The organism is Massilia sp. KIM (assembly GCF_002007115.1).
Classification (GTDB): Bacteria; Pseudomonadota; Gammaproteobacteria; order Burkholderiales; family Burkholderiaceae_D; genus Telluria.
In genome coordinates, this window is the sequence record NZ_MVAD01000003.1 from 398,013 (window position 1) to 417,343 (window position 19,331).

At 72.0% G+C, this 19,331-nt stretch carries 9 protein-coding genes; 3 read left to right on the forward strand and 6 right to left on the reverse strand.

What is annotated here, in order from left to right:
• Nucleotides 1-29: 29 nt before the first annotated feature.
• Nucleotides 30-8,417 carry a GH36-type glycosyl hydrolase domain-containing protein gene (locus tag B0920_RS22095; RefSeq protein WP_229455879.1) on the reverse strand — a complete coding sequence of 2,796 codons (8,388 nt, stop codon included), beginning with the start codon at nucleotides 8,415-8,417 and terminating at the stop codon, nucleotides 30-32.
• A gap of 182 nt (nucleotides 8,418-8,599) precedes the next feature.
• Nucleotides 8,600-10,549 (reverse strand): aminotransferase class V-fold PLP-dependent enzyme, encoded by a 1,950-nt coding sequence (locus B0920_RS22100; RefSeq protein ID WP_078034839.1) that lies wholly within the window; start codon nucleotides 10,547-10,549, stop codon nucleotides 8,600-8,602.
• A 154-nt stretch (nucleotides 10,550-10,703) separates the two neighbouring features.
• On the opposite strand from B0920_RS22100, the gene B0920_RS22105 reads away from it, so the two are divergent.
• From B0920_RS22105 to B0920_RS22115, 3 genes are all read left to right on the forward strand, one after another.
• Nucleotides 10,704-11,189 carry an Lrp/AsnC family transcriptional regulator gene (locus tag B0920_RS22105; RefSeq protein WP_078034840.1) on the forward strand — a complete coding sequence of 162 codons (486 nt, stop codon included), beginning with the start codon at nucleotides 10,704-10,706 and terminating at the stop codon, nucleotides 11,187-11,189.
• A gap of 91 nt (nucleotides 11,190-11,280) precedes the next feature.
• Nucleotides 11,281-12,408: a branched-chain amino acid ABC transporter substrate-binding protein gene (locus B0920_RS22110; protein ID WP_078034841.1), complete on the forward strand. Its 1,128-nt coding sequence runs from the start codon at nucleotides 11,281-11,283 to the stop codon at nucleotides 12,406-12,408.
• A gap of 28 nt (nucleotides 12,409-12,436) precedes the next feature.
• Nucleotides 12,437-14,269, forward strand: coding sequence for a DUF885 family protein (locus tag B0920_RS22115; protein WP_078034842.1), 1,833 nt, complete (start codon nucleotides 12,437-12,439; stop codon nucleotides 14,267-14,269).
• A 198-nt stretch (nucleotides 14,270-14,467) separates the two neighbouring features.
• On the opposite strand, the gene B0920_RS22120 is transcribed toward B0920_RS22115, so the two are convergent.
• Genes B0920_RS22120 through B0920_RS22135 form a run of 4 tightly spaced genes read right to left on the reverse strand, consistent with a single transcriptional unit; the run spans nucleotide 14,468 to nucleotide 19,276 of the window.
• Entirely contained in the window at nucleotides 14,468-16,159 is a 1,692-nt protein-coding gene (locus B0920_RS22120; protein WP_078034843.1) for a M14 family zinc carboxypeptidase, read from the reverse strand.
• Between the two features lie 27 nt (nucleotides 16,160-16,186).
• A complete protein-coding gene (locus B0920_RS22125; protein WP_078034844.1) occupies nucleotides 16,187-17,695 on the reverse strand; it encodes a sensor histidine kinase in 1,509 nt (502 codons plus the stop codon).
• 10 nt (nucleotides 17,696-17,705) lie between these two features.
• Complete coding sequence (locus B0920_RS22130; protein ID WP_078034845.1) at nucleotides 17,706-18,617, reverse strand: hypothetical protein; 912 nt, start codon at nucleotides 18,615-18,617, stop codon at nucleotides 17,706-17,708.
• Between the two features lie 5 nt (nucleotides 18,618-18,622).
• Nucleotides 18,623-19,276, reverse strand: coding sequence for a response regulator transcription factor (locus B0920_RS22135; RefSeq protein ID WP_078034846.1), 654 nt, complete (start codon nucleotides 19,274-19,276; stop codon nucleotides 18,623-18,625).
• Nucleotides 19,277-19,331: the final 55 nt, after the last annotated feature.

Consider the following 19,331-nt stretch of genomic DNA (forward strand, 5'->3'; position numbering starts at 1 on the left):
TCTTATGATGTCGCGCGTCCCGGGCCGGCTCAGGCCCGCAGCTGCACGCGGTGCAGGCGCGCATCGTCGGCCAGCACGATGCCGGGCTCGGCCAGCGGCACGCCGTCGAGCGTGAGGCCCTGGCCGCCGGCGCCGGCGCGCACGGAGATCTCGTAGATCGTCCTGCGGTAGCGGTAGCGCAGCACCAGTTCACCCTCGCCCGGCGGCGCGCAGGGCGCCAGCAGCAGGCGCTGCCCCTGACGCTCCAGGCCCAGCAGCGCTTCGACCACCAGCAGCCAGGTCCAGGCCGGGGCCACAGTGTAGCAGCCGCCGAACGCGCGCCCTGCATTCGGGGCTATCGTGCGCAGGCCATCGGTCAGGAAGTAAGGCGGCGCCGCGTAGCGGGCGCAGGCGTCCGGGTTGGCGCTGCGCGCGGCCGGATCGAGCAAGCGGGCCAGCTGCCAGGCGCGCGCGCCCTCGTCCAGCCGCGCCAGGGCCATGGCCGCCCAGGCGGTGGCGCGGTGCTCCTGGCCGGGACAGGCGTCCAGTCCCGGCGCCCACTGCCCGTCGGCCGGCGGCTCGCTGCGCGCCGCGGCCTCGCCGTCCAGCCTCAGGGCGGCCGCGCGCATCGCCGCTTCGCCGCGCGCCGCGCCCGCCAGCAGCGCCCAGGCCTGGGTCGCCAGGTCGAGGCGGCAGGCGCCGCTCGCCTGGCTGCCGAGGGCGCCGCCATCGTCGAGATAGGCCCAGCGGTACCACTCGCCATCCCAGCCGTGCTCCTCGGCCTGGGCCGCCAGCGCCAGAGCCGCGCCGCTGCAGGTGGTGGCGAAGCCGAAATCGCCGCGCCGCTCGGCGACCTCGGCGAAGCGCTGCAGCACCAGGCCCATGAAGAAGGCCAGCTGCACGCTCTCGCTGCGGCTGCCCGGGCCCTGCGCCTCCCCGTGCAGGCGGGCGCCGGCCAGCGGCAGGCCGCGCTCGCCGAAGCGCAGGCAGCCGCGCAGGCCGTGCACGCAGTGCTGGTACAAGTCCTCGCGGCCCGCCGGCGATTCGCCCAGCAGCGCATGGTCGCCGGTCGCGGCCAGGTAGCGCGCCAGCACGAAGGGCAGCCACAGGTAGTCGGCCACATATGGCGCTCCATCACCGGTCCCGGCCTGCGCGAAGTCCTGCGCCGCGCGCAGCAGCTGCTCGCGCACCAGCTCGGGACGCGCGTGCAGGGCCGCGAGGCTGGCCTGCAGACGCAGCGCCGGCGAGCGCTCACCCATCGCCGCCGCGATGCTCTGATAAGGCAGCCAGCCGTTCACCAGCAGGTCGAGCGCGGGATCCGGCGAGCGCAGCTCGACGCAGCCCAGGGTCGCGTCCCACCAGGCGCGCAGCTGTTCCCAGGCCGCCGCCGCGGCCGCGGCGCCGCCGTGGCGCTGCACCACGCGGCTGGCGTCCAGGCTGCCCGGGCCGGCAACGCCCAGCACGAACACCAGTTCCAGCTCCTCGCCCGGCGGGAGCAGGACCTGGGCCTGCAGCGCCGCGCAGGGGTCGAGCCCCGCGCCGACGCTGCCGGACAGGCCGGCGCGCGCCATCGCGGCGGGCTGCGCCATGCAGCCTTGCGGCCCCAGGAATTCCATGCGGTCGGCGCTGGCCGCCACCTGTACCGCATCGAGGTGGAAGAAGCCGACCTTGTCGTGGAAACCGGCGCCGAAGGCATTGCGCGCGAACAGGGCGCCGCTGGCCAGGTCGATCCCGGTCACCACCTGCAGGCCGGGCGGCGCCTGCGGGTCGTCCAGCAGCCACTCGGCATAGCCGGTGACCGACAGGCGGCGCGGCGCGCTGCTGTCGTTGCGCAGCCTGAGCACCGAATACTTGAGCGGCGCATCCTGGGCCACGAAGCAGCGCAGCTCGGACCGGATGCCGTGGGCCAGGTGCTCGAACACGCTGTAGCCGAAGCCGTGGCGGGTCAGGTAAGGCGCGCCGGAGGCCGCCGGCCAGGGCGTGGGCGACCAGAACACGCCGCTGTCCTCGTCGCGCAGGTAGAAGGCTTCGCCCGACCGCGGGGCCAGCTCGTCCTCGCCGCCGGCGGTGACGCGCGCGCCGTGGTGGCCGCTCCAGCTCGAGGCATGGCCGCGCTCCGAGACCACGCTGCCGAACTCCGGGTTGGCGAGCAGGTTGGGCCAGGGCGCGGCCGGCGCCGGCGCACCCGCGCCGCAGCGGATCACGTACTCCTTGCCGTCGAGGGTATAGCCGCCGATGCCGTTGTCCTGGCGCAGTTCGGGCGCCTCCAGGGGCGGCGCCTGAACCGTCCAGGCGGGGGCGTCGGCGGCGGGAGCGAAGGCCGGCGGCAGGACGGCGCGCGGGCGCGCGGCGCGGCGCAGCTGGTCGTGCAGGCCGCCGCGCTCGTCCGAGAGCAGCACCCGGGCGATCGAGCGCAGCAGGATGCGGTCCTCCTGCGGCAGGGCGTGCAGCAGGTGCACGTGCACGCCGCCCGGCTGCTCGAAGCTGTTCGGATCGAGCAGCGGGGCGGCCAGGTGCATGGCCTGCTCGCGCGCCGCCTGGCTGTCGCACAGCACCAGCAGGTCGACCGCCAGGCCGCGGCTGCGCCAGTAGGCGTGCGCCTGCAGGGCCTGGCGCACCAGGCCGGTGTCCGGGCCCTGGCCCACCTGCAGCAGCACCACCGGCAGCGCGCCGCTCACCCCGTAGGGCGCGAGGTCGGCGCGTCCGAGCACGTTGCGGGCGATCAGGGCGGCGTCGGCGCGCAGGGCCGGCACCGGCGCCAGGACGCAGCCGGCCAGGCGCGTATACAGCTGGGCGTCCGCTTCGCCCAGTTCCATGCGGCGCAGGAAGGCCTGGCCCTGGGTCCAGGCGGCCTCGATGGCGTGGTCGACCAGGGCGCCCGACCGGTAGCGCCGGGCCAGCTCGCGGGCCACGCCCAGGCTGCCGGCAGCGCCCAGCAGCAGGTCGACCGTCGCTTCCTGGCCGGGCGCGAGCACCAGGGTGTGGCGCATCGCCAGCACCGGCTGGGCCGGTTCGGTATCCGCGCCCGCCAGCGCGCCGCCGCGCACCACGGCCTGGGGCAGGCGCAGGTCGGCGCCGCGGCCGACGAAGCGCGCGCGGCAGGTCTCGACGCTCGGCGCGCCGGGCTGGCCGCGCAGGGTCATCTGGTGCAGCAGCACTGGCGCCTCCGGCCCGGTATTGCAGAGCAGCGCGCCATCCTCGAAGGCGGCGTTGACGCCGCCGCGCCGGCCCGGTTCCACCGGCGGCGCATCCAGCTCGACGTAGCTGGTCAGCTCCAGGGTGCGCGGCGCCGCGCTGCGGTTGGCGATGCGGATGCGGCGCAGTTCGACGTCGTCGTCCGGGGCCACCACCACGTCGGTCAGCATGTCGATGCCGTGCTCGTGGCGGCGGAAACTGGCGCGGCCTTCCGCCAGCACCACCTCGTGGCGCTCGGGCTGGGCCAGGGTCGGCGTCAAGGTATTCGACCACAGCGCGCCGCTGTCGGCGTCGCGCACGTAGCAGACCATCGGGCTGCCTCCCGCACGGGTGAGCAGGCGCTGGTCCCAGCGCGCGCTCCCGCCGCCGTCGCTGGCCACCACGGCGTGCAGGCGGCCGTTGGACAGCAGCTGGACTTCGGGCAGGGCGCCGGGTTCCTGGGCATTTGCCGGCGCGATCACGCGGGCGTAGGCGCGCGCCGCCGGCGCGTCCTCCTGCTCCACGCCCGCGCCGTAATGCGCCGGCAACGCGGCGCCGGAAGCCGGCAGGGCTTCCTGCAGCAGGCCGAGCGCGGCGGCGAGCTCGGTATCGGCCAGGAAGCGGCGCTGCATGGGGGCCTCGTGCAGCACCTGGGCCAGGGCCAGCAGGCCCTGGGCCTGGTGGCGCGCCACCCAGGCCCGCACCACCACCCGGCGTTCGCCCTGCGGCAGGCGCGCCGGCGCGTAGTCGATCGCCTCGTAGTAACCGTGTTCGCCCAGCGCGCCCTGCTCCGCCATGCGCCCGAGATTGGCCAGCGCCAGCGCGGGGGCCAGCGGCAGGGCCAGCATGGCGGCATGGGGCGCGGCCACCAGGTCGTCGGGCGAGCGCCGCTGCAGCGCGCAGGCCGGCAGGCCGAAGCGCCCGAAGCGGTAGCGCGCCGCGGCGTCGACCGCGTTGCAGCCGGATTCGGCATAGCCCCAGGCCAGGTCGCGCGCACGCGCATGCAGGGCCTGGGCGCGCACGGCGGCGCGGCCGGCGCCGTCGAGCAGGGTGTCGCGCCAGGACGGCATCAATACCTGGGGGCCGAGGTAGTCCGACAAGGCCCCGCAGCGCGACAGCAGGAGCGCGCCGGCGTCCTCGATGCGCACCGGGCGTCCGAGCGACCACCAGTGTTCCTGGCCCAGCTGGCCGCCGGCCACCGCGAGGTAGCTGGCCACGCGCGCCTCGGACGCCAGCAGGTCGCAGCCGTCGCCGTCGATGCGGTCCTCGCGCACGTGGAAGCCGGCCGCCAGCAGGCCGGTGGCGCCGTCGAGCAGGGCGCGGAAGTCCATGCGCGCCAGTTCGCGCGCCTGCGCGGCCAGCTCGCTCGCCTGCGCAAGGCGCGCGCGGGCGCAGTCGCGGCCCTGCTCCACCAGCCGCGCCAGGCCCTCGCCGGCGCCGGCGGGCGGCGCCAGCGCCGCCAGCTCGCGCAGGGTCGGGATGCGGGTCAGGTCGGCCCCGATCACGTACTCTTGGGCCGCGCGCATCCAGGGCGCGAGGGCGAACAGCTCGTCGAGCTGGGCTTCGCACTGCGCGGCCAGGCGCCGCGCCCAGGCGCTCAGCTGCGGATCGGCGTCCTGCGGCAGGCCGGCCGCCAGCGCGCCCGCCTCCTGGGCGACGGCGCGCAGGCAGTCTGCCAGTCCCGGCAAGGTGTCGACTGCGCGGCAGCGCGCCGGCTCCAGGCAGCGCGACACCGGGGCCACCAGCTCGCGCAACTGCGGCGGCGCGCTGTCCTCGAGCACGCGCAGGGTGGCGCGGATGCCGTCCAGCTGGCGGCTCCCTGCCACCGCCTGCTCGGGCAGCTCGTCCAGGCCGGCGGCCAGCAGGCGCAGCGCCAGCGCCAGGCTGCCGCTGTCGGCGGTCGAGACGAAGGCCGGCTCGAGCGGCGCCAGGGTATCGCCGTCGTACCACTGGAACAGGTGGCCGCGCCAGCTTTCCAGCAGCTCCACCGACGACAGCGTGGCGCGGGCGCGCGCCAGCAGCGCGCCGCCCGCCAGGAAGCCGAAGTCGTGCGCGGCCAGCGCGGCCAGCAGCGACAAGCCGATGCCGGCCGGCGAGACGCGCGCGTCGACCGCCGGCTGCGGATGCTCGAGCACCGCTTCCGGCGGCAGCGCCTTGGCGCCCGGATGCTCCTCGAAATAGCTCCAGCTGCGGCGCGCCATCGCGGCCAGCCAGGCGCTTTCGGCGCCGGACCAGCGCGGCGCGCGCTGGCGCGCCGGCTGGCTGGTCCACCAGGCCAGCACCGGTGACAGGAACCACACCAGCAGCAGCGGCGCGGCCGAGAACAGGGCATAGGGATTGGCAAAGGTGAGCAGCAGCGCCGTGGCCACCGCCAGCGCCGGCGCGAACCACATGCCGCGCCAGCAGTCGACGATGGCGGCGCTGGAGCGCGCCAGGTACGGCGGGCGCCACTCCAGCAGGCGGCGGCGCGAGACCCGGCGCCGCCACAGCGCGCGGCAGACGGCGTCGAGCTGGCTCCAGGCCGCATGCGGCAGGAAGGCGGTGGCCAGCGCCGCGCGCACCAGCGGCACGCGCGCGCCGCGCGCCCAGCTTTCCAGGTGCTGGCGCCAGGGCGCGTCGAAGGGACGGTCGGCCAGCGCGACCAGGCTGCCGGCCAGCGCCGGCAGGAAGTAGACCGAGAGCGTCGCCAGGCTCCAGAACACCGGCCCGGCCAGCGTGCTCCAGCACAGGATGAGCAGGGCCAGCATGGCCGGCTCGGCCAGGCTGGCGCGGCGCCGGTCGAACAGGCGCCAGCGCGCCGCCGCGCCGACCAGGCGGCGCGCGAGTTGCCAGTGGGCGCGCACCGCGCGGTGGCGGCGCAGCACGTGTTCGCCGGGCGTGCCGGGGTGGCCGGCTTCCACGCGCACGTCGTGCACGAAGCCGGCGCGCAGGCGGTCTTCCTCGGGCAGGCCGGGCAGGAAGCGGCCCTCGTCCTGGCCATCGGCCGCCATCGCGCGCCGCCAGGCGTCGACCTCGTAGATGGCGGCCCAGCCGACGCCGCCGTCGCCGGCCGCGCCGCAACCGGCGCCCTGCTCGGCCCACGAGCCGGCGCCGTCCGACCACAGGCGTTCGTAGCGGGTAGCGCCGGCGCCCGGCAGCGCCGCGCATACCTGCGGGCGCAACATGCCGTGACCCTCGACGACCCGGCCATCCGGCGCGACCAGGGGTTGGTTGAGCGGGTGGGCCATGGCGGCGACCAGGCGGCGCGCGGCGTCCAGCCCCAGCATGGCGCCGGCTTCGATGGCGATCACGTAGCGCAGCTCGGCCAGCGCGCGCAGGCCGCCCGCCGCCAGGAGGAAGCTTGCGCCAGGGTGCTCGCCAGGCTGCTCGCGCGCGCCGCCGCACAGGAAGGCGTTCAAGTCCTCGATCTGGCCGCGGCGGCGCTCGCGGCCGATCCAGGCCTGCTCTCCGGCGCTCCAGGTGCGCCGGCGCACCAGCAGCAGGAAGGGCTCGATCATGACCGTGTGCGCGTCCGGCTCGCCGTGCTCGTCGACGGTCTCCTCGACCTGCTCCAGGCGGTGCTTGGCATTCAGGGCCTCGATCGCCGCCTGCGCCTCGGCCAGGAGGGCGGCGTCGCCGGGCAGCTCCTCGGCGCCGGCGTCCGGCAGGTCGGCCAGCAGGCAGAAACGCAGGCGCGGGTCGCGGTTGGCCAGGTGGCGCATTTCGAGCTCGCGGCACAGCGCGGCCAGAGACGCGCCCCCGCCCAGCTGGCAGGACACGGCGACCACGGTCTGGGCCTCCCTGGGCAACCCCGCGCCGAAGTCCATGCGCGGGGTCGGCGCGGGCGGCGCCAGCCAGCCCGACATCATGCGCACCAGCGCGCGCGCCAGCTGGCTCGCGCCCGGCAAGGCCAGCAGTGCGACCAGCAGCGGCAGCAGCGGCCCGGCCCCGTCCTGGCGCGCGTGCAGCGCCAGCGCCAGCGCGAACAGCAGGCCGAGCGCGGCGCTGGCCCCGATGCGGGTCGTCAGAGCCTGGCGGCGCAGGTGGCGCAAGCGGCGCAGCCAGCCCGGGCCACCCGTGGCGCCGCGCAGGCGCTCCTCGAGCTGGGCCCGGCCCGGCCCCGCCAGGTAGTAGCCGACGTGGCGCAGGCGCCGGTCCAGGCCGCCCTCGCCGGTGTCGCGGTGCACGCCGGCCAGCGCCAGCGCCGCCTCGGCCACCTCCGCCTCACCCTGCCCGGTCGCCAGCGCCAGCCGCTCCACCGCCTGCCGGTACAGGTCGCGGGTGGGGCCATCCATGCGGCCATAGCTGCCGTCCGGGTCCGTGCGCAGCACCTGCTCGACCGCGCCGATGCCTTCGCCGAAGGCGCGCCAGTCGATGCCACACGCCAGGCGCAGGCTGGCCAGGCTGTTGGCGGCCGACACCGCGTCGTCCGCCTCTTCGCTGCGTTCGAGCTGCATCTGCTGGGCGATCGAGGAGCCGGCGTCCGCCAGGCGGGCGCCGATCCAGTCCAGCGAGCGGGCCAGCGCCGTCCCCTGTCCGTGCAGGCGGCGCGCCAGCTCGGCCACGAAACTGCTGCCGAGCGGCTGGCGGCTGCGCGCCATGTCGGCCACCAGCAGGACCAGGTCGCCCGGGCGCTGTTCGGCGGTGTCGACCATGCGTACGGCCCAGCCGGCCGCCGCTTCGCGCTCCTGGCAGGCGCGCGCCGCGCGCGCGGCCAGGCGCCGCAGGTTGTCGATCAGGGCCACCCGCAGCAGGGCCGGCAGCGCATCCAGTTCGGCCAGCGCCAGCGGCAGGCCTTCCTGGTAGGCCGCGAGGAAGCGCGCCAGCTGGTCCGGCTCCACCCGGCCGTCGCCGTGGGCCACGGCCTCCAGCACCAGGCTCCAGGCGCGGGCCTCGCCCCCGGGCGCGAGACGCGGCAGCGCGCGCACCGCGTGCAGCAGCTCGCCACGCGCCAGGCGCACCTGGGCGTCGACCAGGTGGTAGTGTTCGAGCAGGTGGGCGGCGCAGGGAGGCAGCGCGAAGCCGGCGCGCGCCGCACGGTCGAGGACGTCGCAGGCGGCGGCGATGGCGGCCGCATTGGCGTCCAGCAGGGACAGGAGATCGGCGGCCGGCGCACGGCCGGCCAGGCGATGGCGCGCGGCGAGCTGGCGGCCGTGGACCGCGAGCTGGGCGCTGCTGAGCGGCGCGGCGCGCAAGGGCGCAGCATCGGTGGCCAGCGTGTCGGCCTGCGCAGCGCCATGCGGCGCGGGCGGCCGGTCGGCCATCGGATCGGTTTCAGGTTTCAACAGGGACCTCGACACAGAGGCGTGCGCCGCCGACCGCCGGCGCGCAGGGGCGCCCGGGGCGGATCAGGGCAGGAGACGCTGGGCGCGCACGGCCACCGCCATGCTAGAAGAAGCTCGGCGGCGTCACCGTGCGGTGGCGTACACAGCAGGCGGATGCCTGCCGGGCTGCGGATGGTGTGGGGTCAGTGGGCCAGCGCGAGCCCGCCGGCCAGGCACCAGGTGTGGGCGTGCCCGAGGCGGCGCAGGGTGCGCGCCGCGCGCAGGCTGCGCGCGCCGCTGCGGCACACGAACAGCAGCGGGCGGCCGTCCTGGGCGATGAAATGGGGAGCGTGTTCCGCCAGGCGCGCCAGCGGCACGTTGTGCGCGGCGCGGCCGTGCAGGCGCGCCTCGCCCGCGCCGTGCTCGCGCAGGTCGCGCACGTCGACCACGATGGCGTCCGGATGCTGCTCCAGCAGGCGCAGGGCGGCGCCGGCGTCGAGTTCCATGCCGGTTTCGTCCTGCGGCGCAGCGGCCGCCGCCACGGCGCGCTCGGTCTCGCTGCCGCACAACAGGGCGTCGGCTAGCGGCGCGGCAGCCAGGCCGAGCGCGCCGCCGAACACATAGCGCGCGTCGCCGGCCGCCGGGACGTACAGATAATTGCTGGCGCCGCCCAGCTCCACCCGCGCCAGCACGCCGGCGCCCAGGTTCAGCTCGGGGCAGTCGGCGGGCCAGCCCGGCGCGCCGCCCGCCAGGGCGCACAGCGCGGCCGCGCCAGCGGAGTCGGTCCCGGTATGCAGCGCGGCGCGCAGCCGGTAGCCGCCCGCCTCCAGCATGGCGGCGATGCGCGGCGCCAGCGCGGCCGGCGGATCGATCGCGACGCAGGCGCGCGCGCCGGCGTCGAACAGCAGCCAGCCGGTCTGGCCCTCGGCGTCGAGCTGCAGCATGCCCTGCTCATGGTCCTTCAGCAGCGGCGACGGGGAAAGCTGGGGCAGGCGCAGCGCGCGTCCGCAGCGCATGATGCGCTCGCAGGCGGCGTCGATGGTGGCGTCCTCCACCAGCGGGCCGAAGGACATCCGCAGCGCCGAGGCGCTGCGCGCCGGGTCCAGGCCCATCGCGTCCAGCACGTAGCTGGACACGGCCTTGGCCGCCGAACAGGCCGAACCCGCGCTGACGCGCACGCCGGCGGCGTCGAAGATCTCCAGCAGGTCGGCGCTGGAGGCGCCCGGCACCGAGAAATTGAGCGTGGTCGGCAGCGCCTGCTCCAGCGGCGCGTTGAAGACGATGCCGGGGAAGGCCTGGCGCAGGGCCGCCACCAGGCGCGCGCGGCAGGCCGCCAATTGCGCGTGGCCGCGGAAGGTGTCGCCGCGCTCGAGCGCTTCCAGCACCGCGCCGAAGGCGGCGATGCCGGCCATGTTCTCGGTGCCGGAGCGCTGGCCCTCTTCCTGGCCGCCGCCGCACATCAGGGGCGTGAAGGGCGCGCCTTCGCGCACGTAGAGCAGGCCGACGCCCTTGGGGGCGTACAGCTTGTGACCCGAGAACGGCGCGTAGTCGATGCGGGTCGCGCCAAGCGCCAGCGGCAGCTTGCCCAGCGCCTGCACGCAGTCGACCATCCACAGCGCCGGGCTGTGTTCCAGCGCGGCGGCGATGCCCTCCAGGTCCGACACCACCCCGGTCTCGTTGTTGGCCGCCATGGTGCAGACCAGGGCGGCGCGCGGCGCGAGCTCGCGCAGCACTTCGAGCCGATGGCGGCCGTCCGCGTCGACCGGCAGCGCGCGCAGTTCCAGTCCGGCGCCCAGCACCCTGTTCCAGTGCGCCAGGCTCTCCGGCACCGCCTTGTGCTCGGTGGCGCCGTACAGCAGCAGATCGCCGCAGGCCTCGCCACGCTCGCGGCACTCGCGCACCGCGCACAGGGCCGACAGCACCGCGGTCTGGATGCCTTCGGTGGCGCCGCTGTTGAACATCACCCTGCCCCGCGGCGCGCCGATCACCCGCCGGGCCGCGGCGCGCGCCGCCTCGCGCACGGCCCGCGCGCGCAGGCCGGCGGCATGGCTGCTGCTCGGGTTGCCGTAGCAGTCGCGCATGGCGGCCATGGCGGCGTCCAGCGCGGCCGGCAGCACGGGCGATGTTGCGTTCGAGTCAAGGTAAATTTCCATCTTCTAAAAGAAATGCCAAAAATGTAAAAATTTGTCGCAATGCGAGTTATTGTCCAGTAATATGGTAAGGAGTTGCGATAGTAAGAACGTTCCAAATTTCCTGATTTTTGGTCGAACTGAAGCATATGCATTCTTAAAATACTCATATCTGCACATGAATTCTCTCGACAAGTTTGATTGCGCGATTCTTGCGGCCCTGCAAGCGGACGCGACCCTCTCCATCTCCGGCCTGAGCGAAAAGGTCGGCCTGTCCAGCACCCCCTGCTGGAAGCGCGTCAAGCGCCTGGAAGAAGAGGGTTATATCGAAAGCCGCGTCAGCATCGTCAACCGCAACAAGGTCGGGCTGCCGGTGACCGTCTTCGTCAGCGTGCGCACGCCCGAGCACGACGAAAAATGGCTGGCGCGCTTCGCCTCCGCGGTCGAGGCCCTGCCCGAAGTGCTGGAATTTCACCGCATGAGCGGCGACGTCGACTACCTGCTCAAGGTGGTCACCACCGACATCGCCGGCTACGACCGCTTCTACAAGAAGCTGATCAAGACCGCGCGCCTAACCGGGGTCTCGTCCGCCTTCTCGATGGAACAAATCAAATTCACCACGGCCCTGCCGCTGGAGCTGATCTCGCACGGCCTGCCCGCGTAAGTACGCTGCGCATGGCGCTGCGCAGGCATTCCGCCGCGCGCCGGTTTCATGCGATGATGGCGGCCGTTCGCATACAACGGAGACCAAGGGAATGCCATCCACATTGAACATGGCGCCGCTGGCGCTGGCGGCGCTGCTCGCCGTCCATGCCAACGCCGCCGAACAGGTCGTCAAGATCGGCGTCAGCGGCCCGCTCTCGGGCGCCAACGCCTTCGCCGGCAAGGACAACGAGAACGGCGTGCGCCTGGCGATCGAGGAACTCAATGCGCAGAAGCTGCAAGTGGGCGGCAACACCCTGCGCTTCGAGCTGCAGTCCGAGGACGACGGGGGCGACCCCAAGCAGGGCGTCACCGTGGCCCAGAAGTTCGCCGACGCCGGCGTCAAGTTCGTGCTCGGGCCCTACAACTCGGGCGTCGCCATCCCCGCCTCGCGCGTCTACAACGACAACGGTATCCTGATGTCGACCGTCGGCACCAATCCCAAGATCACGGCGGCCGGCTATCCGACGGTGTTTCGCATCGTCGCCAGCGACACCCAGGTGGGCGCCTCGGTCGCCGCCTACGCGGTCAAGGAACTGAAGGTCAGGAACGTGGGCGTGATCGACGACCGCACCGCCTTCGGCCAGGGCATCGCGATGGAATTCAAGCGCCAGGCGCAGGCCGCCGGCATGAAGGTCGCGGGCCACGAGTTCACCACCGACAAGGCCAGCGACTTCGCCGCCATCCTCACCGCGCTCAAGGCCAAGCGCGTGGACGCCGTGTTCTACGGCGGCTACGCCCCGCAGGCCGCGCCCATGGCGCGCCAGATGAAGCAGCTCGGCCTGAACGTGCCGCTGCTGGGCGGCGACACCCTGTGCAGCCCCGAGATGGCCAAGCTGGGCGGCGCCGCGGTCGGCGAGAACGTGCGCTGCGCCCAGGCCGGCGCGATCGTGGCCAAGCAGCCGGGCGGGCCCGCCTTCCTGGCCGCCTACAAGGCGCGCTTCAAGCGCGAGCCGGACGTCTACGCGCCTTCGTTCTACGACCAGACCAAGTTCATCGCCCAGGCCATGAAGACCGCCAATTCGCTCGACGCCGCCAAGGTCGGCCAGGCCATGCACAGCATCAGCTACCAGGGGGTGGTGGGCACCTACGGCTACGACCCCAAGGGCAACCTGAAGAAAACCACGGTGACGGTCTACACCTTCAAGAACGGCGCCCTGAGCCCGCTGGCCAGCTACTGAGCATCATCCCGAGAGAGGACACCACCCCATGAGCAAACGCTACACCCTCGGCGCGCTGGCCGCCGCCACCGCCCTGGCCTGCGCGCCGCTGGCGGGCGCGCATGCCGCCACCCCTGCCGCCGCCCCTGCTGCCGCCTCGTCGGCCAAGTCCGAACGCGCCGACACCCAGGCGGGCAAGGCGATCAACAAGCTGGCCGACGAATACTACGACGCCGTGGCGCGCTTCGAGCCGGTGTACGCCAGCGAAGGCGGCGACAACCGCTTCATCGACCAGCTCGGCCTGTCGGTCTCGCCCAAGAACCGCGAGCGCCAGTTCGCGCTCTACCGCGGCTACCTCAAGCGCCTGCAGGCGATCCCGCGCGACAAGCTGGGCAGCCGCGACCAGACCAGCTACGACATCCTGAAGTTCGAGCTCGACACCGCGCTGCGCCTGGCCGCCTTCCCCGAGCACCTGCTGCCGATCGACCAGATGGTGAGCATGCCGGTGATCCTGGCCAACTACGCCGGCGGCCAGGGCGCCCAGCCGCTGTCCACGGTCAAGGACTACAAGGCCTACCTGAACCGCCTGTCCCAGCTGCCGGCCCACATCGACCAGTCGATCGCCAACATGCGCGAGGGGATCAAGGCCGGCATCGTGCATCCGCGCGAGCCGATGCAGTCCGCCCTGCCCCAGTTCCAGCAGCTGGTCGCCAAGTCGGCCGAGGACAGCATCTTCTACACCCCAGTCAAGAACCTGCCGGCCGCCTTCCCGGCCGCCGACAAGCGCAGCCTGACGGAGGGCTACCGCAAGACCATCGCCGACAAGCTGAACCCGGCGCTGGGCCGGCTGGCGGCCTTCATCGAGAAGGAATACCTGCCGGCGACCCGCAGCACGGCCGGCTGGGGCGCGCTGCCGAACGGCGCGGCCTGGTATCAGGCGCGGGTGGCGGCGATGACCACCACCGACCTCACGCCGGACCAGATCCACGAGATCGGCCTGAAGGAAGTGGCGCGCATCCAGGGCGAGTACGCCGCCATCGGCCCGAAGATGGGCTACAGCGGCCCGGCCGCCGGCCTGCCGCGCTGGGTGTCGGAGCAGCCGAAGTACAAGCCCTTCACCTCGGACCAGCAGGTGATCGAGGTGTTCCGCGAGCTGGACGCCAAGGTGCGCACCAAGCTGCCGGCCCTGTTCACCCTGATGCCCAAGTCGCCGCTCGACCTGCGCCTGGAGCCCGAGCTGTCGCGCGCCACCGCCTCGGACCACTACACCCCGCCGGCGGTGGACGGTTCGCGTCCGGGCGTGTTCTGGTCGGTGGTGACCGATCCCAAGCAGTACGGCAGCACCGGGATGGTGACGCTCTACCTGCACGAGGGCCAGCCGGGCCACCACTTCCACATCGCGCTGGTGCAGGAACTGGGGCTGCCGAACTTCCGCAAGTTCGGCGGCAACAATGCCTTCACCGAGGGCTGGGCGCTGTATGCCGAGACCCTGGGCAAGGAGATGGGGCTGTTCGACAAGCCGGAAGACTACTTCGGCCACCTGAACGACGAGATGCTGCGCGCCGCGCGCCTGGTGGTGGACACCGGCATGCACGCCAAGGGCTGGAGCCGCGAGCAGGGCATCAAGTACTTCCAGGAGACCCTGGGCTATTCGGAGCCGGAGGCGCGCGCCCAGATCGAGCGCTACATGGTGTGGCCGGGCCAGGCGCTGGGCTACAAGATCGGTTCGCTCAAGATCATGGAACTGCGCCAGCGCGCGCAGACGGCGCTGGGATCGAAGTTCAGCCTGCCGAAGTTCCACGAGATCGTGCTGGGAGAAGGGACCTTGCCGCTGGCGGTGTTGGAGGCGAAGGTCGACAAGTGGATTGCCGGGTCGAAGTGAATTGGGGCGGCCGGTGAGCCGCCAGACCCGCGGCCTTATTCCCTGCGTTACCCCCTGAACGTCATCCCCGCGAAGGCGGGGATCCAAGTTTTCCTGCTGACCACCTACGTGTCACGTGAGTGGCTGCACATCGGACTTGGATCCCCGCCTCCGCGGGGATGACGTTTGAGGGCTGCGGGTGTAAGCGGATGATCCCGCTCACTTCTCGATCATGAACACCGGATACCGCCGCCACTCCGGCTCGCGATAGCGTTCGCAATTCGCGAAGATGAAGTCCAGCACCGCCTCCTGGTTGGCCAGCAGCGCCGGATTGGCCGCCTTCCAGGCCGCGAACTTCTCCGCCAGCGCGGGCTCGGCGCGCAGCAGTTCTTCCGCGTGGTCCTCGAACACGTAGTCCGAATACGCTTCCTTCTTCTCCAGCACGCTGTTGAAGAAGCCCCAGCGGAAGAAGCTGTCGTGGGCCAGCGGCTCCAGGGTCTCCACCGCATAGCGGGCCTTGTCCTGGTCCAGCGGCACGATGTAGTCGCCGGCGCGCAGCAGCACCTGGCCGCGGCGCTTCTCCAGGACCACCTCCTCGTGGAACATGTGGCCCTCGTAGGCGTTCGGGCGCGAAGCCACCGACACGATGTGGTAATAGCCAACTTCCTCCATGCGGTCCGCCTCGACGCGCTCCATGCGCACGCCGTTCCATTGCAGGCGCTCGATCGCCTCGCGCCACTGCTGCGGCACCACGTAGGCGCGCGGGGCGCTCACGCTCACGTCCACCGGGAAGCGGTTGTACCAGGCGATCTCGCGCTCCCAGGGGCTGCTGCGGTCGTACCACAGGCGGGTGTACTCGCCCAGCACGCTCTTCTTGTACTTGGCTTCGTAACCCTTGAAGCGGAAGCTGTCCGGATTGGCCTCGTCCATCTTCCAGCGTACCGGCCATTCGGCGCGCTTGCGACCCTCTTCGCGGGCGGCGCGGCGCAGGCCCTGGATGCGCTCGGCGTGCCGCACCGTGAAGGCCAGCGCGCTTTCCACCAGCGCACGCATCGACGCGTAGCGGTCCTTGAAAGGCTTGAGCATGTGGGTCTCGGGCATGAAACCGATGGTGTGATGCAGGGCCGCGTAGCCGGTCGAGAAGCGCGCCGTCTCGAGGAAATCGGCGATGCCGTGGTCCGGGCTGTCCTTGACCGGATTGACGTAGGGGCAGGTCGGCCAGCCGCGCTGCTCCATGTCGGCGTACAGCGCCGGCAGCATCTCGCCGCGCAGGAATTCGCCCAGCGCCCCGCCCAGCTTGTCCGGCTGGGTGTGGATCAGGGTCATGGTGTAACTGTAGTCGGCGCCGTTGGAGGTGTGGGTGTCGACCATCACGTCCGGGTCCCAGGCCGTGAACAGCTGGTTGAACACCTGGGCCGTCAGGGTGTCGCACTTGACGAAGTCGCGGTTCAGGTCGAGGTGGCGGCTGTTGCCGCGAAAGCCGAACTGCTCCGGCCCGTCCTGGTTCACGCGCGAGGTGTCGGCGCGATTCAGGCTGCCGTCCACGTTGTACAGCGGGACGAACAGGAACACGGTCTTGCCCAGGGCCGCCAGGCGCTCCGGCTGCAGGCAGAAGTCGCGCACCAGGGCCATGCAGGCGTCCACGCCTTCCGGCTCGCCCGGGTGGATGCCATTGTTGTTGAAGAAGACCGGACGGCCGCTGCGCTTGATGGTCTCGCGGTCGAACACGCCGTCGCTGCTGACCACGCCCGCGTGGATTGGCACGCCGGCGTCCGACACGCCGACCTTCTCGAAACGCAGGACGTTCGGGAAGCGGCGCGCGAGGTCTTCGTACCAGGCGATGCACTCGGCCCAGGTGGTGGTCTGGTTCAGGTTGCCCTTCTCAAAGGGCGTCTTCAATTCGTTGGACATGGTTTGCGTTCTGATGGATGGAATAATTCAGGCGACCGCCACCGGCGCCTCCAGCGGCAGCGCGATCGCGACGTCGGTGCCTTCGCCCGGCGCCGAGCGCACCTCGAACACGCCCTGCACCGCGTACACGCGCTCGCGCATGCCGATGATGCCGATGCCTTCCGAGGCGCTGGCGAGGTCGAAGCCGTGGCCGTCGTCGACCACGCGGATGCGCAGCTGGCCCTTGGCTTCGTCCAGCAGCAGGCTGACGTGGGCCGAGCGCGCGCCCGAGTGCTTCATCACGTTCGACAGGGCTTCCTGGACGATGCGGTAGGCCGAGATCGCGAGCTCGTTGGGCAGGCGCGCGAAGTCGCCCTCGCTGTGCAGGTCGAAGCGGCAGCCCGAGGTGGAATCGTAGTGGCGCACCATCTCCTCGACCGCGCCGTGCAGGCCCAGCATGTCGAGCACCTCGGGGCGCAGGCGGCGCACCAGGCGGCGGCCGTTGGCGTACAGGTCGAGGGCGAGCTTGGTGATGGCCTCGGACTTGCGGCGGATCTCGTCGACCTCAGGCCCCGGCGCGGCCTTGCTGGCCAGCGCGCCGATGGCCTGGGCCTCGAGGCGGGCCGCGATCAGGGAGGCGTTCAGCTCGTCGTGGATCTCGACCGCGATGCTCTTGCGCTCGTCCTCGATGATGGAATTGACCTTCTGGATCAGCTTGCGCTTGTCGGCGTCGGCGCGCACCGCCTCGTTGCGCGAAGCCAGCAGGTCGCGGGTGCGCTCGGCCACCTTGTTCTCGAGGTCGCGCTTGGATTCGTCCAGCGCCAGCGACATGTCGCCGATCGAGGATTGCAGCTCGCCCACCTCGCCGCCGGTGGTGACAGGGAGGTTGACGCGGTAGTTGCCGCCGCGGATGGAGCGCAGCGCGCCGATCGCCTCGCGCAGCGGCACCGTGAGCGAGCGCGCCAGCACCCAGGCCAGCACGCCGGAAGCGGCCAGCGCCAGCGCGGCGATGGTGAGCTCGACCCGGAAGCGACCGGCCTGCTTGTCCATCATGTTGGCCGGCGACATGGTCACCCGTACCCAGCCCACCACCTCGGTGGTCAGGGTCGGCGGGCGTGACACGCTGGAGGCCGAGACGTGGGGCGTGCCGTTGTCCGAGAACAGGTTGATCCACACCACCTGCTTGCGGATTGGCGCCTCGTAGTAATGCGGCTGGGCGTCGCGCGCGGATTCCGACACCACGCGCACCGCGGCGCGCCCGCTGGCGTCGATCACGTCGATACGGTAGATGCTGCTGTCGGACTGCACCAGGCCGTTGATGGTCAGGCGCAGGTCGGACAGGTTGCCCGAGATGACGTTGTATTCGCTGGTCTCGGCCAGCGCGCGCGACAGGATGCGGCCGCGCTCGGCCAGTTCCTCGGCCACTTGGGCGCGGTGCGCGTACCAGGAGTACCAGACGAAGGAAGTGAACAGGAACACCACGGGCAGCATGGTGATGAAGGCCATGCGCCGGCCGATGCCCCAGCCGCGCCAGAATCTGAGCTGTCTCGTCGCCATCGTGGCCCCGTCAGCGCGCCGGCGGCGCCGGGCGCGCGAACTGGCGCGCCGCGTCGGTCACCCGCAGGTCGAGCGAGCTGGCCACGCCCTCGTTGATCATGGTGCGGAAGTAGCGCGGGAACTGCGGCGGGGCCAGCTCGCCGGTGGCCACGAAGCTGGCCGCGATCTCCGCCACCTGGGTGTTGATGTCCTCGATCTCGGAATAGGTGGAGGCGAGCGCGCCCACCTTCACCATGTCGGCCGAGAAGCCGATCACGCCCTGCTTGCGGCGGTAGGTCGAGAGCAGGATGTTGCGCACGCTTTCGGTGTTGTAGACCGCGCTGTCGGGCATGGCCAGCAGCACCTCGGAGCGCGTCATGCGGTTGAGCGTGTGGTTGATGTCGTCGCCGGGCTCGAAAGGCTGGATCGCGACCTCGCCGTCGAGCACCGGGCGCAGGAAGGCGGTGTCGGGGCTGAGGATTGCGCCCACGCGCGCCTGGCGGCCGTACAGCAGCGCGGCCAGGCGCAGCTGGTCGGCCGGCGCCGGCTCGGCATACACGGCGGTGATCGACATCGCGCGGTTGCGCGGCAGGCGCGAGGTGATCGCATGCCAGACCTGGCTCGAGGTATAGGCCGAGATCACCACGCAGTCGCAGCGGCGCGCCAGGGCGTCGCGCAGCGCGGTGGGCCCGATGGTCACGTAGAGCATGCGGCGGCGCTGGGCCAGTTCGGTGCGGAAGGCGGCGAAGGTGGGGACCAGGCGCTTGTAGAGGTCCTCGGCGATGCGGCGCGTGACCTCGGTGTCGTCGCCGGTGACGATCTGGAAGCGGAAGCCGCTCGGCTCCGGTTCGCGCTCCTTGTATTGCGCGAGCGCCGGCGCGCAGGCGAGCAGCAGGGCCAGCGCGCCGAACGCCAGCCTTGCCTGCGCCAGAAGCCTTTCCATGATCCTCAGGGTTCGATCAGGCCGTGCTTGACGGCCAGCAGGGTGATGCTGGCCTGGCGGTGCACGCCCAGCTTTTCCTTGATCGACTGGCTGATGTTGCTGATCGTCTTGGTCGACAGGTCCAGGCGTTCCGCGATCTCGGCGTTGGTCATGCCCTCGGCCATCAGCTTGAAGATCTCCAGGCCGCGCTCGTCGAGCTGGGATTGCGGGGTCACTTCGCCGCGCACCGCCATGCTGGCCAGGCGCGCCGCGATCTGGGGCAGGAAATACAGCTTGCCATCGCGCGCATAGCGCACCGCCGTGGCCAGGTCGGCCGGGTCGCAATCCTTGGTCACGAAGGCGTGGGCGCCGATGCGGTAGGTTTCCTTGATGAGACTATCCTGGTCAAATTGACTCAGGAACACAATTTTTGCCTGCGGGTCACTCTTCAGAATATCTTGCGCCGCGTCCATGCCGGTCAGTTCGGTGCCGAAGCGCATGTCCAGCACGGCGACGTCGGGCCTGGTGGCGGCATACAGGGCTGTCGCTTCGTGCGGGGTCTTGGCCTGGCCCACCACCTGCATGCCGGCCGCTTCCAGCGACATGGCAAAACCGGTCATGACGATCGGATGATCGTCGGCAAGCATGACACGGATCGGGTTGCTGTTTTGTTCCGCCATTTTCTCTCCGGGCTATCGCAGCCGCTGACTTCTACCTACCAAAGCTTGGCACCCG

Excerpts from the sequence above, each read along its gene's own strand:
- B0920_RS22105 (WP_078034840.1), top strand. The coding sequence starts at position 10,704 with ATGAATTCTCTCGACAAGTTTGATTGCGCGATTCTTGCGGCCCTGCAA.
- B0920_RS22135 (WP_078034846.1), bottom strand. The coding sequence starts at position 19,276 with ATGGCGGAACAAAACAGCAACCCGATCCGTGTCATGCTTGCCGACGAT.
- B0920_RS22100 (WP_078034839.1), bottom strand. The coding sequence starts at position 10,549 with ATGGAAATTTACCTTGACTCGAACGCAACATCGCCCGTGCTGCCGGCC.
- B0920_RS22120 (WP_078034843.1), bottom strand. The coding sequence starts at position 16,159 with ATGTCCAACGAATTGAAGACGCCCTTTGAGAAGGGCAACCTGAACCAG.
- B0920_RS22125 (WP_078034844.1), bottom strand. The coding sequence starts at position 17,695 with ATGGCGACGAGACAGCTCAGATTCTGGCGCGGCTGGGGCATCGGCCGG.
- B0920_RS22110 (WP_078034841.1), top strand. The coding sequence starts at position 11,281 with ATGCCATCCACATTGAACATGGCGCCGCTGGCGCTGGCGGCGCTGCTC.
- B0920_RS22130 (WP_078034845.1), bottom strand. The coding sequence starts at position 18,617 with ATGGAAAGGCTTCTGGCGCAGGCAAGGCTGGCGTTCGGCGCGCTGGCC.
- B0920_RS22115 (WP_078034842.1), top strand. The coding sequence starts at position 12,437 with ATGAGCAAACGCTACACCCTCGGCGCGCTGGCCGCCGCCACCGCCCTG.